General features: G+C 68.8%; 13 protein-coding genes. 8 read left to right on the top strand and 5 right to left on the bottom strand.

Annotation, left to right across the window (positions count from 1 at the left end; genetic code table 11):
- Nucleotides 1–41: 41 nt before the first annotated feature.
- Genes HEB94_RS13915 through HEB94_RS13905 form a run of 3 tightly spaced genes read right to left on the bottom strand, consistent with a single transcriptional unit; the run spans nt 42 to nt 4,867 of the window.
- Nucleotides 42–1,883, bottom strand: a complete 1,842-nt coding sequence (locus HEB94_RS13915; protein ID WP_238361522.1) for an ABC transporter ATP-binding protein — start codon at nt 1,881–1,883, stop codon at nt 42–44.
- Entirely contained in the window at nt 1,880–3,802 is a 1,923-nt protein-coding gene (locus HEB94_RS13910; protein WP_192750273.1) for an ABC transporter ATP-binding protein, read from the bottom strand. Before HEB94_RS13910 ends, HEB94_RS13915 begins: the two co-directional genes overlap by 4 nt.
- A gap of 45 nt (nt 3,803–3,847) precedes the next feature.
- Nucleotides 3,848–4,867 (bottom strand): NAD(P)-dependent oxidoreductase, encoded by a 1,020-nt coding sequence (locus HEB94_RS13905; protein WP_192750272.1) that lies wholly within the window; start codon nt 4,865–4,867, stop codon nt 3,848–3,850.
- A 59-nt stretch (nt 4,868–4,926) separates the two neighbouring features.
- Between HEB94_RS13905 and HEB94_RS13900 the strand changes: the two genes are divergently transcribed.
- Complete coding sequence (locus HEB94_RS13900; protein WP_192750271.1) at nt 4,927–5,361, top strand: MerR family transcriptional regulator; 435 nt, start codon at nt 4,927–4,929, stop codon at nt 5,359–5,361.
- A gap of 69 nt (nt 5,362–5,430) precedes the next feature.
- Here the strand turns inward: HEB94_RS13900 and HEB94_RS13895 are convergent, their stop codons facing one another.
- Together HEB94_RS13895 and HEB94_RS13890 are read right to left on the bottom strand one after the other, a co-directional pair.
- A complete protein-coding gene (locus HEB94_RS13895) occupies nt 5,431–6,192 on the bottom strand; it encodes an alpha/beta fold hydrolase (protein ID WP_192750270.1) in 762 nt (253 codons plus the stop codon).
- Between the two features lie 55 nt (nt 6,193–6,247).
- The gene (locus HEB94_RS13890) at nt 6,248–7,228 is read right to left on the bottom strand and encodes a dihydrodipicolinate synthase family protein (RefSeq protein WP_192750269.1); all 981 of its coding nucleotides are present in this window, start codon (nt 7,226–7,228) and stop codon (nt 6,248–6,250) included.
- A gap of 245 nt (nt 7,229–7,473) precedes the next feature.
- Between HEB94_RS13890 and HEB94_RS13885 the strand changes: the two genes are divergently transcribed.
- From HEB94_RS13885 to HEB94_RS13855, 7 genes are all read left to right on the top strand, one after another.
- Nucleotides 7,474–8,307: an IclR family transcriptional regulator gene (locus HEB94_RS13885; RefSeq protein ID WP_337917664.1), complete on the top strand. Its 834-nt coding sequence runs from the start codon at nt 7,474–7,476 to the stop codon at nt 8,305–8,307.
- A 287-nt stretch (nt 8,308–8,594) separates the two neighbouring features.
- Complete coding sequence (locus tag HEB94_RS13880; RefSeq protein ID WP_192750267.1) at nt 8,595–9,524, top strand: carbohydrate ABC transporter permease; 930 nt, start codon at nt 8,595–8,597, stop codon at nt 9,522–9,524.
- A gap of 37 nt (nt 9,525–9,561) precedes the next feature.
- On the top strand, nt 9,562–10,458 hold the full coding sequence (locus HEB94_RS13875) for a carbohydrate ABC transporter permease (protein ID WP_192750266.1): 897 nt from the start codon (nt 9,562–9,564) through the stop codon (nt 10,456–10,458).
- 44 nt (nt 10,459–10,502) lie between these two features.
- On the top strand, nt 10,503–11,801 hold the full coding sequence (locus HEB94_RS13870) for an ABC transporter substrate-binding protein (protein ID WP_192750265.1): 1,299 nt from the start codon (nt 10,503–10,505) through the stop codon (nt 11,799–11,801).
- Between the two features lie 180 nt (nt 11,802–11,981).
- The gene (locus tag HEB94_RS13865) at nt 11,982–13,082 is read left to right on the top strand and encodes a mandelate racemase/muconate lactonizing enzyme family protein (protein WP_192750264.1); all 1,101 of its coding nucleotides are present in this window, start codon (nt 11,982–11,984) and stop codon (nt 13,080–13,082) included.
- Nucleotides 13,079–14,128, top strand: a complete 1,050-nt coding sequence (locus HEB94_RS53510; RefSeq protein WP_192750263.1) for an enolase C-terminal domain-like protein — start codon at nt 13,079–13,081, stop codon at nt 14,126–14,128. Before HEB94_RS13865 ends, HEB94_RS53510 begins: the two co-directional genes overlap by 4 nt.
- Nucleotides 14,129–14,316: 188 nt before the next feature.
- Nucleotides 14,317–14,667, top strand: coding sequence for a YciI family protein (locus tag HEB94_RS13855; RefSeq protein WP_238361521.1), 351 nt, complete (start codon nt 14,317–14,319; stop codon nt 14,665–14,667).
- Nucleotides 14,668–14,730 lie beyond the last annotated feature (63 nt).

Raw genomic sequence — 14,730 nt, 5'->3', positions numbered from 1 at the left:
AGGTCAGGTCCAGGTCGACCCCTCCACCGACCGCGGCCGACTCAGGTCGAGACGGCCGCGGTGGTGGTCGAGTGTTCCTCCGCCTCGACGACGAGTTCCTCGTTCCACAGCCGACGCATCTCCGGGCAGGTCCGCAGCAGGTCACGCAGCGCACCGGTGCCGACGACGCGACCACGGTCGAGCACCACGATCTGGTCGGCGCGTTCGAGTGCGGCCCGTCGGTGTGACACGACCAGCAGTGTCGCCGGGCCACGACCGTCCTTGGCGGCGACAGCGATCCGGTCCCACAACAGCTGCTCGGTCTCGACGTCCAGCGCCGACGACAGGTCGTCGACCACGAGCAGGTCGGGCGATCGCACCAGCGCCCGGGCCGCGGTCGCACGCTGTACCTGTCCACCGGACAACCGGACCCCGCGCGGGCCCACCACGGTGTCCAGCCCTTCCGGCATATCGGCCAGGTCGCGTTCCAGCGCGGCGAGCGCCAACGCGCGGTCAAGCTCCTCGGCGTCGGCGGGCCAGCCCAGCAGGAGGTTCTCCCGCAGCGACTCCGAGAACAGCCGCGGCACCTGCCCGGCGTAGGCCACGCGGTTCGGGACCAGGAAGGTGCCCGGATCCTCGACCTCCCGGCCGTTCCAGGAAACCGTGCCCTGGTTGAGCGGAAGGAGGCCGAGCAGCGCGCGCACCAGCGTCGTCTTGCCCGACCCGACGGCACCGGTGACCACGGTGAACGAGCCGCGCTCGACCCGGAGGTCGACGTCCGCCACGCCTCGGCCGGTGTCGCTGTGCCGAACGGTCAGCCCGCGCGCCTCGACCACCCTCAGCGGGTCGGTCCGCTCGGGGACTTCGGTCGCGACCGGCGGCGGCTCCGAGTCGAACCACACCCCGCTGTGCCGGGAGAGATCGTCGGCGTCCTCGTGGGTGGCCATCAGCCGGGCCAGCCGCTCGGTCGCGACCGTGCCCTGCGGGATGCGGTAGAGCATCCGCCCGAGAACCCGCGGCAACATCGTCAGCCACCCGACGTAGCTCGTGAACAGCGCCAGGTCGCCGACCGTGAAGTCGCCGCGCCGCATCGCCGGTGCCGCCAGCAGCAGCACCAAGCCGATGCTCACCTCGACGGTCGCGCCGGTGGCCGTGTCGAGCATGTCCATCGCCAACCGGTCCTTGACGGCGGCCTGCCGGCGGCGCTGGTTGTGCTCGCGCAGCCGGTCGAGCACCGCACCTTCGGCACCGGCCGTCTTGATCGCGAGGACGCCGGAGAACGTCTCCCCGATGAAGGCGGTCACGGCCGCGCCCAGCTCGCGGGCCCGGCGGTGGATGCGTCGGATCACCTCACTGAGGACACGGTTGAGGATCACCACGATCGTCAGGGGCAGGACCAACACGACCGTGACCACGGGGTCGATGGACCACATGATCACGAACGCGCCGATACCGAACAGCAGCGAGCCCGCCAGGTCGACGGTGTTGTCGGTGAGGATGACGAGATCCTCCACGTCGTCCCGGAACCGGGAGACGGCCTCGCCGGAGGAGTGCGGAAGCCGGCTCGCGGCCGGGCCTCGCGCCGTGAGGACGGACCGCAGGACGTTGGCCCGCAGGATCGTCGCCGCGCCGTTCCACCAGTAGGGCCAGATGTTCAGCGAGAACCAGAACATCAGTCCACGGACGGCCTCGACCGCGACGAACGCCAGGCACAACCACAGCGCGGTGTTGGCGCCGGCGGCCCGCTGACCGCTCAGCTGGTCGAAGATCGCCTTCAGTACCAGTCCGGTCAGCAGGGGTACGAGGAAGAAGAGCGACCACAGCGCGGTGCCCACGACGTAGCGGCGCAGGTCGAAGGACGCGAGCCGCCTCATGACCAGGAAGACGCCGGATCGGCTGCTCATCGGACCGCTCCTCCCACTCCGCTCAGGTCGCCAACGTCGTCGTCACGCACGCTGTCGTCTCGCCTGTCGTTCACGTCGCCGTTCACGTCGCCGTTCACGCTGTCGTCTCGTCTGTCGTTCAGGTTGTCGTTCAGGTTGTCGTTCAGGCCGCGCTCGCCGGCCGGGACCATGCGGGTACGGCGTACCCCGGCGGCCACCAGCAACTGGGAGAAGCGGCTGTCGGGATCGGCGGCGAGCGCCTCGCGCGGTCCGTACTCCACCACCCGACCGTCGTCGACGACCGCGATCTGGTCCACCCGTGCCAGCGAGGACAGCCGGTGCGCGATCAGGACGCCGGTGCGGTCGGTCAGCAGCCGATCGATGGCGCCTTCGATGTGCTGCTCGGTCGCCGGGTCCAGCCGGCTGGACGCCTCGTCGAGCACCACCAGGCCGGGGTCGGTGAGGAACGCGCGGGCGAAGGCCAGCAGCTGGGCCTCCCCCGCCGACACCCCACCCGCCTGTGCGCCGAGTACGGTGTCGAGCCCCTTCGGCAGGCTGGCCAGCCAGTCACCCAGTCCGACCTCGGTGAGGACATCGCGCAGCCGGTCGTCGTCCGCGCCAGGCCGGAACATCATGAGGTTGTCGCGCACACTCGCCGCGAACAGCTGGACGTCCTGGGTGACGACGGAGATCCGCCGGTGCACGGAGGCGAGGTCGGTGTCGCGCAGGTCGACGCCACCGAGCCGCACGACCCCCCGCGTCGGGTCGTACAGCCGCAGCACCATCCGCGCGATCGTGGTCTTGCCGCTGCCGGTACGCCCGACCAGGCCGAGCGTCTCACCCGGAGCCAGTCGCAGGTTGACGTCGGAGAGCACCTGCTCGTCGTCGTCGGCGTAGGCGAACGCCACGCCCTCGAGTTCGAGGCCGAGCGGCCCGGTGGCCGGGAGCGGTGTGGGTACGGCGGGCTCGGGGAGCGTGCGGCGTTCGGCCAGCAGGCCACCGATCCGGGCCACCCCGGCGAGCGCCTTCTGGTACTGCTGCAACTGGTCGATGATCCGCTCGAACGGCGACCGCACCATCTGGGTGTACTGGAACAGCAGCACCGCCGTGCCGACACTCAGCGCGCCGGACTGCTGGACCCAGGAAGCGAGCCCCAGGACCAGCGCCGTACCCGTGGCGAACGCGATGTTGGTGATCGCGAACAAGCCGCCGCCGATCTTCTCGGCCCGCAGGTCGGCGCGGTAGACCTCGGCGCTGGCCTGGTGGAACCGGTTGACCACGTGGGCACCGGCGCCGTTGGCCCGGATGTCCTCCGCGCCGGACAGGCGCTCCTCGACGTTGCCGAACAGCGCCGCGAACTTCTCGCGTACCCGCGTCATCGCCGGGACGGCGACCCGCTGGGCGCGGACCATGAAGTAGCCGATGAGGACGCAGTAGGCCAGCAGGACGGCACCGATCCGCAGGTCGACGCTGAGCACCACGACGAGGACGCCGAGCAGGAGCAGCAGGCTCGCGACGACATCCAGCAGGAAGGCGACGACGAAGTTGGCGAGCGCGACGACGTCACCGTCGACCCGCTCGATCATCTCGCCCGGAGTGCGCTTGCCGTGGTAGGCCATGTCCAGGCCGAGCGCGTGCTCGGCGAGGTTCTCCCGCAACCGGTTGGTGCCGTCCCAGGCGAGCCGGCTCGCGAGCCACGCCGTCACCATCCGGGCGAGCTGGCCGAAGACGGCGAGCCCGAGATAACCAAGGGCGAGAAGGGACAGTTGGGAGGTGCTCTCGCCGGCGATCGCACCGTCGACGAATCGCCGGGTGACCTGCGGTGCCAGGAGCGGCAGCACGGTCGCGACGAGGATGACCGTGCCCAGGGCAACGGCGGAGCGTCGTCCGGGCCAGAGCAGGCGCAGGACGACGTGGCGGGTGTTCGGGGGAGCAGTCATGGGCGCCCAAACGCTATTCAGCGCGCTCCCGTCCGAGCAACAGGTTTAGCGAGGTGGGATCCCCTCTTGTGTCCCACCCCTCACTCCCGCCGATCCCACTACGGCTGATCCCTCCCCGAGCGTCTCGACCAGGCGGTGGAAGCCGTCCTCGCCGTGCCCGGCGTCGACCGTTCGTCGGGCGAGGGCCAGGGCGGCGGTCAGGACGCCGGTGTCGAGACCGTGTGAGCGTGCCGTGTGGACGATGTGGTCCATCGCGGCCGCGGCCGAGCGGACGTTGGACGTGTCACCCGCGTACTCACCCTGGTCCAACGCCGGTGCGAACTCGGCGATGATGTCGGGCAACAGCCTGCCGATGCCCTGGGCGAACGGGGCGAGTTCCCGCGCCGGGATGTTCTCGGCCCGGGCCAGCGCGAACGCGTGGACGAGACCACTCATCGACGTCCAGAACAAGTCGAGCAGCGCCACGTCGTACGCGGCCGCCCGGCCCGGGTCCGCGCCGAGATGGACGGCGGAGCCACCCAGGCTCGCCAGGGTCCGCCGATGCGTTTCGTAGACCGCCTCCGGACCGCTGTAGAGAACGACCGCGTCGGACCCTCCGATCGTCGGCACGGGCGTCATGATCGAACCGTCCAGGTAGTCGATGCCCTGCTCGGCCGCCCAGGCGGCGGTCGCGCGGGCACGCTCGGGTGAGCCGGCGGTCAGGCTCAGCAACGTACGGCCCTTCAGCGCGTCGCTCGCGGACCCGACGATCGCGTGAACGGCGTCGTAGTCCAGCACGCAGACGATCACCAGGGGGCTCGCCGCCACGGCCTCGGCGGCGGTGTCGGCCTGGACGGCGCCGGCGGCCAGCAAATCGTCCGCCCGGCCGGGTGTTCGGTTCCACACCGTGGTGGGGTGGCCGTCGTTCACACAAGCCCGGGCGAGCGCTCGGCCCATGGGTCCCATCCCGAGGACGGTCACCGCCGCGTCCCGGGTGTCACGGCTGTTCTCACTGTTTCGGCTGTCGTGGCTGGCGTGGCTGTCATCTCTGTCGTGGCCGTCGTGGGCACGGTTCAGGTTTGCCATGCCGGTTACGCTAAAGGTTCACATTGATGTGAGAGTCAACTCGCGAGAAGGGGTCGAGAATGCGGATCGGCGAACTCTCCCGGCAGACCGGCGTCAGCGAGCGCCTGCTCCGCTACTACGAGGAGCAGGGGCTGCTCCACCCGCGCCGCCGGCCGAGTGGATACCGCGACTACGCCGACTCCGACGTCCATACTGTCCGGCGCATCCGCACGCTCCTCTCCGCGGGGCTCGGCACCTCGGTGATCGCCGAGGTGCTTCCCTGCTTCGCCGACAAGGGCGACCTCCTGGCGCCCACCTGCTCCGAACTCGTCGTCGGGCTGGGGAAGGAGCGCGACCGGATCAGCACGTCCATCGACGAGCTCGTGTCCGCCCGGACGATCCTCGACGCCATCCTCGGCGCCGCGGACGTCGCCGACACCGACTCCGGCGGCTACGACGACCCGACCTCGAAGTACCCGACGAGCGACGCCCCGACCGAACCCGCGCTGCGCTGACCGAGGCCGACCGACCACAAGCCCGACCACCGGCCCGACCCACTGGCCCGACCACCGGGCGACCACGCCTCAGGCGCTGTCGGGCGCGGCGAGGAAGGGGAGCACCGCGGCGGCGAACTCCGCCGGTCGGGTGCTGTGGATCCGGTGGCCGGCCTCGATCGTGACCATCCGGGCGTCGGGCAGCGCGGATGCGACCTCCCGCAGCCTCGCCGGTGAGTTGTGGCTGCCCGGCCCGCCGCTGATCACCAGGGTCGGGGCCTTGACGGCTGCCAGGTCGTGCCACCAACCCGGGTTCGGCGCCCGCAACTCCGCGATGATCGGACGCACCACCCCGCGGTCGAACCCGCCGCCACGACCGCCGGCCAGCTGGGCCAGGCCCAGTTTGATCAGGCGCAGCGTGCGGCCGCGCCGTGGCGGCGCGGACCTGTCGTCGCGTGGTGGCGGAGGAATGTCCTCGAGCACCAGCCGGCGCACCCGGTCAGGCTCGCTCTGGGCGACCAGCGTCGCCACGTTCCCACCGAGGGAGTGTCCGATCAGGTCCACGCGCGTCAGCGCGAGCTCGTCGAGGAAGGCACGGACCTGGTCGCGCAGGAGCGCCAGACCGTAGGTGGGCGTACGCGCGCTGGAGCCGTGCCCGGGCAGGTCCAACGCGATCACCCGGAAACCCGCCCCGCCGAGTTCCGCCGCCAGCTGGTCCCAGGTGGCGGCGGAACTCGCGAGCGCGTGCAGGAGCACGACCGGTCGGCCCCCGGCCGCACCGGTCTCGCGGTAGCCGAGCAAGGTGCCGTTGACATCGACGTTCCGTGCGCGGGGTGTGCCAGGACTCCTCATCCGCCGATGCTAGGACAGGTGCACTGCCCCAGCCCGGCGACGGAGCCGATCTCCGCTACCCGTCGGAGCCGGTTGCGGCCAGCCTGGCCGCGAGCGGCAACGCGTGCTCGGCCAGGTGCTGCTGTTCGGCCGCGTTCAGCGGCCGGACGGGCGAGGCGATCGTGGCCGAGGTGAGCGTGCCCAACTCGCTCATCACCCACTTCAGCGCGGCGATGGAGGCGATCCAGTCCGTGCGTCCGGGTACCCGCAGCGCCTGCACGAGGGAGACGACGTCCCGCTGGTGGGTGCGAACCTCCGCCCAGTCCTGGCGAGCGGCCGCCGCGCACAAAGCAACGAAGGTGCGGGGTGCGAGGTTGGCCAAGGTGCACACGGCACCGTGGCCGCCGGCGAACAGGCTCACGTCCACGAGCGATTCGACGCCCATGAAGAACCGGAACGGCACCCCTTCGGTGTCCATGCGCTGGAGCAGGGTGCGGTACCACGTGAAGTCGCCCGCGGTGTCCTTGACGCCGACGGCGAGACCTCGGCGGGCGAGGTCGACGACCGTCTCGGGTTCGAGGCGGTACTTCACCATCTGCGGGAGGTTGTAGACCAACAGCGGCACCGACGAGGCCTTGGCCAGCTCCTCGTAGTAGGTGCCGACCTCGTCGGGGTCGAAGCTCGCGTAGTACGGCGCGACGGCGCCGATGTGGGTGGCGCCGGCCGCGGCCGCGGCCTCCGCGTGGGCGGCGGCAAGCTTCGTCGAAGTGTCGCCGACGTGCGCGACGACCGGGCCTCGGCCGTCGACCACGGTGGCCACCTCACCAACGACGGTCGCCCGTTCGGCCGGGTTCAGATCATGCACCTCCCCGGTCGAGCCGTTGACCCAGATCCCTTCCGCGCCGGCGGCGAGCAGTGACGCCACGAGTTCGCGGAGGTTGTCGAGGTCCGGGCCTCCACCCGGCGTCATCGGGAGGACGACGGGTACTAACAGGCCTCGCAGATCCTCACCGGTGGCCACGGTCTTCTCCCTCCAGTTGTTGTCGCGATCCGCCATGTCGACGGCGGTCTCAAACGCGACATTTGCCCGGTACGCATGGGATCCCACGCGCCACATCCGGCGACCAGTCATTGATGTTTTCGCATATGTGAATTCAATACGCCTATGCGAATTCCTGCACAATAGCCGCCAGTCCCGGACATCGACAAGACGGCGGGTAGCCCGAAAGGGCCGGATCGGGCACGATGCGGGTGGCCCGGGTACCGACGTGGCATGACGGGACCAGATTCTGGAGGTGTTGCGTGACGGAGTTCGACACCGACGACAGTCGTGGCGGAGCGGCCAGGTTCCGGCCAGTGAAGTCGGCAGACCGAGTGCTCGCCATCCTCGAATGGCTGGCCGCGAAAGGAGAAAGCCAGAGCCTGAGCGAGATCAGCCGCGATCTCGAGATTCCGGTCAGCAGCCTGCACGCGATCCTTCGGACCATGGAACGCCGGGGCTGGCTCGAGACCGACCCGACCGGCATCCGGTTCGGAATCGGGGTGGAGGCACTTCGCGTCGGCTCGGCGTACGCCCGGGCCGACGACGCGCTCGCCCGGGCGGAGCCGATTCTGGACTGGCTCAGCGACCAGACCGGCGAGGCCGTCCACTACGGCCGCCTCGAGGGCGCCCACATCGTCTACCTCGCCAAGCGGGAGTCCCGCCATCCGTTGCGGATCCACTCCTCGATCGGACGTCGTATCCCGGCCCACGCGGCCGCACTCGGCAAGGCGATTCTCGCCGGGCACTCCGACGCGGACGTCAGCGCGATCCTCGACTCTCCCCTGCCCGCGCTGACCCGGCGAACCCGCACGAGCGTCAAGTCCCTGCTCCGCGATCTGGCCCGGGCCCGCAAGCTCGGCTACGCGACCGAGACCGAGGAGAGCGACCAGGGACTCGGCTGCGTCGCCGTCGCCGTGCCCGGTCGAATGCCGCCCCGCGACGCGATCTCGCTGGCCGTCCCGACGGCCCGTCTCAACGCCACCCGCGTCCGCGAACTGGCCGCCCTGCTGCGCGAGGCGCAGCGCGGTCTCGCCGAAGGCGTGACCACGCCGCGGCCACTTTCGGACACCGGTTTCCTGCGCGACCTTGACTGACGACCGTCGGAAGTCCGCCGTACCCCGACTCCTCGCACGTGCATGAATACGAACCCCTTGACTTTTTGTGCGACAAAGCTAACCTGCTGGAAATCCACCAGTGAGAAAAGCTTTCTTCCTTGTGAAAGACAAGGCCTAACCGGGGCCGGCTGACGCACGCACTGTCGGGGCGTGGGTCGCACCCAGGTCGGTCGCGTCTGCCCACTGTCGACCTCCCGGGTACCGGTGTGTCGGCGTACCCACCCGATCCGCTCCACGGATCTCGACCACGAGGTTTCCGAAGGACGATGACGACTGAGGTTCATCTCTCCCCCCAGGCTGTGGAGAAGAGCACGCGGCGCACCCGCAAGCCCGGGCTGACAGGCTGGCTCTTCGTCGGTCCGGTCGTCCTGGGCGTGATCGCGTTCCAGTTCCTCCCGGTCGCGATCTCGCTGTACGCCTCGCTGACCAACTGGACCGGGCTCACACCGCCGCAGTTCGCGGGCCTGTCCAACTACATCGAACTCTTCACCAAGGACCCGCTGTTCTGGCTGACGCTCAAGAACACCGTCGTCTTCACCATCGGCAGCGTCGCCTTGAGCGTGGCACTCGGCCTGGCCCTCGCACTTCTGTGCAACCAGGAGGACCTGCCGGGCATCGGACTCTTCCGGGCGGCGTTCTTCGCGCCGGTGGTGACCAACGCCGTCGCGGTCGGCTTCGTGTGGTTCTGGCTCTACCAGCCCCAGGACGGCCTGATCAACGGGACGCTTCGGGAGTTCGGAGTCCAGGGTCCGGCCTGGTTGTCGAGCAACAACTGGGCGATGGTCGCGGTGATCATCGTCGCGGTCTGGCAGGGCGTCGGTTATCCGATGCTGATCCTGCTCGCGGGACTGCAGGGCATCCCGGCCTCACTGCACGAGGCGGCCCGCGTCGACGGGGCGAACGCGTGGTCGAGGTTCTGGCGAATCACTCTGCCGCTGCTGACCCCGCACCTGTTCTTCCTGACCATCATGCAGTTCATCACGTCGTTCCAGGTCTTCGGAATCATCTTCGTGATGACGCACGGCGGGCCGGCGAACGCGACCAACGTCTACATCTACCAGGTCTACCAGAGTGCGTTCTCCTACGGACGTCTCGGATATGCCGCCGCCATGGGCTGGATTCTGTTCCTCATCGTCGGAGCGGTGACGTTCTTCCAGTGGCGTCTCGAGAAGCGCTGGGTTTTCTACGGCGACTAGGACCTAGGACCACACCCCGAGAACTGGATACTGACACATGGTGACCACGAACGCCCCCGCTCCCACAGTGCGCAAGGCGTCCTCGACTCGACCGGCGACCCGGCGGCCGCCCCGAGCCGGCAAGTACACCCGCCGCGCGGTGCTCTACGTCGTGCTCGCGATACTCGGCATCGCCTTCGCGATTCCGATGATCTGGATGATCAGCGCGTCGCTGAAGCCCGAGACCGAAGTCCTCGCGGTGCCGCCGACGTTCATCCCGTCGACACCGCTGTGGAACAACTACGTCGATGCGGCCAACACGGTCCTGCCGTTCTTCTGGAACAGCGTCAAGCTCGCGTTTCTGAACGTGGTGTTCCTGCTGTTCTTCGCGTCGCTGGCCGGTTACGGCTTCGCCCGCCTGGAGTTTCGCGGCAAGAAGGTGGCCTTCGCCTCGCTGCTGTCGACGGCGATGATCCCGGGCATCGTCTACCTGGTTCCGCAATACATCATGTACCGCCAGATCGGCTGGATCGACACCCACTACCCGTTGTGGATACCGCGGGTGCTGACTCCGGTCTTCGGCACCTTCCTGCTCCGTCAGGCGTTCCGGGTCATCCCCCGCGAACTCGAGGAGGCCGCCAAGATCGACGGCGCCTCGACGTTCGCGATCTACTGGCGGATCATGCTGCCGCAGGTCAAGCCCGCCTTGGCAGCGGTCGGCGTGATGACGTTCATGGACTCCTGGAACGACCTGTTCGGCCCGCTCATCTTCCTGAACTCCCAGGAGCTTCAGACGCTCCCCATGGCACTCGCGCTCTTCCAGGGCGAGTACTTCACCCAGACCAACCTCATGATGGCCGCAGCGACGATCTCGGTCGTACCGCCGCTCGTACTGTTCGCGGTCGCTCAGAAGTATTTCGTGCAAGGCATCACCATGACCGGCCTGCGCGGCTGACGACTCGCTCAGAGCGCACTGAAGTTCATGACAGTGGAGGAATCATGTTGACACGGCGAGGCTTTCTCGCTTCGGCGATGGGCGCCGCGGGGCTGGCCGGCCTCACAGCCTGCGGCGGCAACAGCAGTACGACCAACGGCTCCAGCGGCGCCAAGGACCTGGCCTTCCTGAACTGGGACCCGGTGGAGAAGGGCACACCGCTCGCCAACGCCGTGGCCGACTTCGAGAAGGCCAGCGGGATCAAGGTCAAGGTCCAGCCGGCTCCGGCGTCGGACTACGACACCAAGCTCCTGACGATCATGTCCTCGGGTTCGACCCCGGACGCGATCCGGCTCAACGACGACTACGTGCTCGGCTACTCCCAGCAGAACACCCTGCTGGACCTCAACCCCTACATCGAGAAGGACGGGCTGAAGGAGACGGACTTCTTCGAGCACCCCTTCAACTTCCCGATCCAGCAGGACGGGAAGCACACCGCGTGGGCCACCGGAACCCAGCCCAACATGATCTTCTACAACGTCGACGCCTTCAAGGAGGCCGGCGTCCCGCTCCCGCCGACCACCTGGACCGACGAGGGCTGGAAGTGGGACGACTTCCTGGAGGCGGCCAAGCGGCTCACCATCCCGGGCAAGCGCTACGGCTGCCTGGTCTTCGACGACACGAGCTCGGAGACGACGTTCACCGTCAACAACGGCACGGACGGCATCTACTCCAAGGACGGCAAGCGGTTCACCCTCGCCGACCCGGGCAGCGTCGAGGGCATCCAGTTCATCGCCGACCTCACGCTGAAGCACAAGGTGCAGCCGCCGTGGTCGCAGATCCAGTCCGGTGAGGGCAACCCCAACTACGCGCTCTCGCTCTTCGCCACCGGCAAGATCGCGATGATGACCCGCAACTTCGGGTCCGCGGCGTACATGCGCCAGAACGTCAAGGACTTCAAGTGGGACCTCGCCCCGATCCCGGGCAACAAGTCCCAGAAGACGATCAGCACGCTGATCGTGTGGGCGATCCCGGCCAAGGCGAAGAACCCCGACCAGGCCTGGAAGCTGCTGAAGTCGTTCACCGACCCCGAGGGGGCCAAGGCGCTGGCGGTCCAGCGCGACCTGGTGCCGGCGGGCAAGGAGGCCGCGAAGCTGCTGGAGGCGAAGGGGGTCACGCCCGAGCACGTCTCGCTCGTGATCGACGCCACCGAGAACGGCGTCAACGAGAACTTCAACCCGCACATCCAGCAGGCGCGGGCGCTCTACCGACCGCTGCTCGACGTCATCTACACAGGTCAGCAGTCGGCCGCCGACGCGCTCGGTGGTGTGAAGGACCGGGTCGAGCAGGCACTGAACTCCTAGTGCCGGCACCGGGCGGGAGCGACGGGTCCGGGACTTGGTCGAGGCACTGACCGGGCCTGGACACACCACGGTGGCGCCCGTTCCACGGAGTGGGCGCCACCGTGCCCCGGCCGGTTCGGACCCGGACAGTAGACACCTGGGTGCACACGCACCCAGGAAAAGACGGCAGGAAGGGTGGTCATGCGGGTCACGCAGGTCGAGTCGATCGTGCTCCTCGGGCGCTACCAGCTCGTGCGGGTGCACACCGACGAAGGAGTCACCGGAGTCGGCGAAGTCAGCCCGATGAACGTCGCGGTCACGCACACGCTTGTCGAGAAGGCGCTCGCACCGCTCGTGGTCGGTCAGGACCCGGCCGACATCGAGCGCATCTGGCACCGAATGTTCCACACCCCCTACAAGCTCGGCCCGATGGGCGCGCACCTCGAGGCGATCGCGGGCATCGACATCGCGCTGTGGGACATCGCCGGCAAGGTCGCGAACAAGCCGGTCTACGACCTCCTCGGCGGAGTCTTCCGGGAGGCGCCGGAGGTCTACGCGAGTTCCATGCAGCGTGGCATGACGCCCAAGGTGGAGGCCGAGCGCGCGGTCAGCTTCCAGGAGCAGGGCTACCGCGCCTACAAGATCCACTCCGCGACACCGTGGATGTACGACGACGGATTCGACCAGACGCTGGACACCGTGCGGGAGATGCGCGCGGCCGTCGGTGACGACTTCGACATCCTCGTGGACGTGAACAACTCCTACTACCCGCACACGGCGATCAAGATCGCGCGCGGGCTGGAGGAGTACAACACCTGGCACTTCGAGGAGCCGCTGGCCGCGCACGATCACGACGGCTACGCCTCCCTCGCCGCGGCGGTGGACATCCCGATCGCCGCCGGCGAGCAGGAGTACACGCGCTGGCAGTTCCGGGACCTGATCCTGAACGCCAACATCGACATCCTGCAGCCGGACGTCATCAAGTGTGGCGGCATCACGGAGTTCAAGAAGATCGCCGCCCTCGCCCAGACGTTCAACAAGCCGATCACCGTGCACAACACCCAGCCGACCGTCGGGACGCTGGCCCACCTGCACCTGTGGATCAGCACGCCCAACTGCGTCTACCCGCAGGAGTACAACATCGAGCCGCACCCGCTGCGGGACGAGTGGCCGATCTGGCAGGAGCCGGTGCTGGTCGAGAACGGCCGGATGCGCGCTCCGGACAAGCCCGGTCTCGGTGTCGAACTGGACGAGGACGTCGTCCGCAAGCTCTCCCAGATCGAGGACGGTGGCAGGCCGTGAAGGTCAAAGAGGTCCGGGTCAGTTACCAGAACCGCCCGCACGCGGCGAACCCCATCCGGGACGCCCTGCAGACACTGACCGGCGGCGGGTCCGTGTCGGTCGAGATCGAGTCCGACGACGGCCTGGTCGGCCGGGGCGGCTCCTCCTTCGGCCGGATCGACGGCGCGCCGCGGACGCTCGCGGTGCTCATCGAGGAGATCCTCGCACCCAAGGTCGTCGGCCGGGACGCCGAGCAGATCCCCGCGATCATCGAGTCGCTCAAGGTCGAGACGGAGTACCACGGGACCGAGGGTCTCGCGACGTTCGGCATCAGCGCCATCGACGTCGCCCTGTGGGATCTGCTGGGCAAGGCGCACGGCGTCCCGACGTACCAACTGTGGGGCGCCTACCGGGACCGGGTCCCGGCCTACGCCATGGTCGGCTGGTCCAACTGGACGATCGACCAGCTCCGCGGCCAGTGTGCCGCCGCGGTCGAGCAGGGCTTCCACGGCGTGAAGATGAAGGTCGGGGCGCCGACTCTGGAGGAGGACGTCGAGCGGATCGAGGCCGTCCGCAAGGAGGTCGGTCCAGACATCAAGCTCATGGTCGACGCCAACCAGGCGTTGACGCTGACCGAGGCGCTGCGTCGCGGCCACGTGTTCCAGGAGCTCGGCGTGGGGTGGTTCGAGGAGCCCCTGCGCGCCGACGACTTCGAGGGCTATGCCGAACTCACCCAGCGTCTGCGGCTCCCGATCGCGGCGGGTGAGAACCTCTACAGCGCCCGGCAGTTCCGGGAGTTCTTCGAACGCCGCTGCTGCGACATCGTCCAGCCGGACCTGCGCCGGGCCGGCGGCCCGACCGAGATCCGCGCGATCGGGGCGCTCGCGGGCGCGTTCGGCGTGCCGTACGCCTCGCACGGTGGCGGCCCGGCCGCGCTGAGCCTGCTGCTGTGCGTACCGACCGCGATCTTCCTCGAGACGGGCCTGCGCTCCTCCGCAGACGGCTTCCCGCGGCTGGAGAACGGCTACGCCCTCGCCCCGCAGGGCGCGGGCTTCGAGTGGGAGTAGCTCCCCGCTGATCGTCGTCCCGGACCCGGGGAGACCTGGCGGTCGCCGGGTCCGGGACGGCCCAGAAAATTCCTCGAAGAAATTTCGACGAACTTGTCGATCGGGGACTCCGTTGTTCGAGGTGTGGGTAGAGGCCGGGCCACGCAGGGCCCGGACACACACGAGAAGGAGTCACCACGATGCGAGTCATGGTCATTGTCAAGGCCAGCACGGACAGCGAAGCCGACATCCTCCCCACCGAGCAGCTTCTCGCCGAAATGGGTCAGTACAACGAGGAGCTGGTGAAGGCCGGCGTCATGCTCGCGGGCGATGGCCTCAAGGCCAGCAAGCACGGGGCCCGCGTGCACTTCTCCGGTGACAGGCGGACCGTCGTCGACGGCCCGTTCACCGAGACCAAGGAACTGGTCGCCGGCTACTGGATCTGGCAGGTCAGCTCGCTGGAGGAGGCCATCGAGTGGGCCAAGCGCTGCCCGAACCCGACCGGTGAGGAGTCCGCTCTCGAGATCCGTCCGGTCTTCGAGGAAGAGGACTTCGCCTAGGAGCGTCGGCGCCGGGATGCGCGGGGGCCCGCGAGCGAGCGGGCCCCGCGAGCCCCGCCGAGC

Source organism: Actinopolymorpha pittospori (assembly GCF_014873875.1).
In the GTDB taxonomy this organism is placed as follows: domain Bacteria; phylum Actinomycetota; class Actinomycetes; order Propionibacteriales; family Actinopolymorphaceae; genus Actinopolymorpha; species Actinopolymorpha pittospori.
The sequence above is the reverse complement of the archived record's forward strand: the minus strand, read 5'-3'. Positions and strand labels throughout refer to the sequence as shown.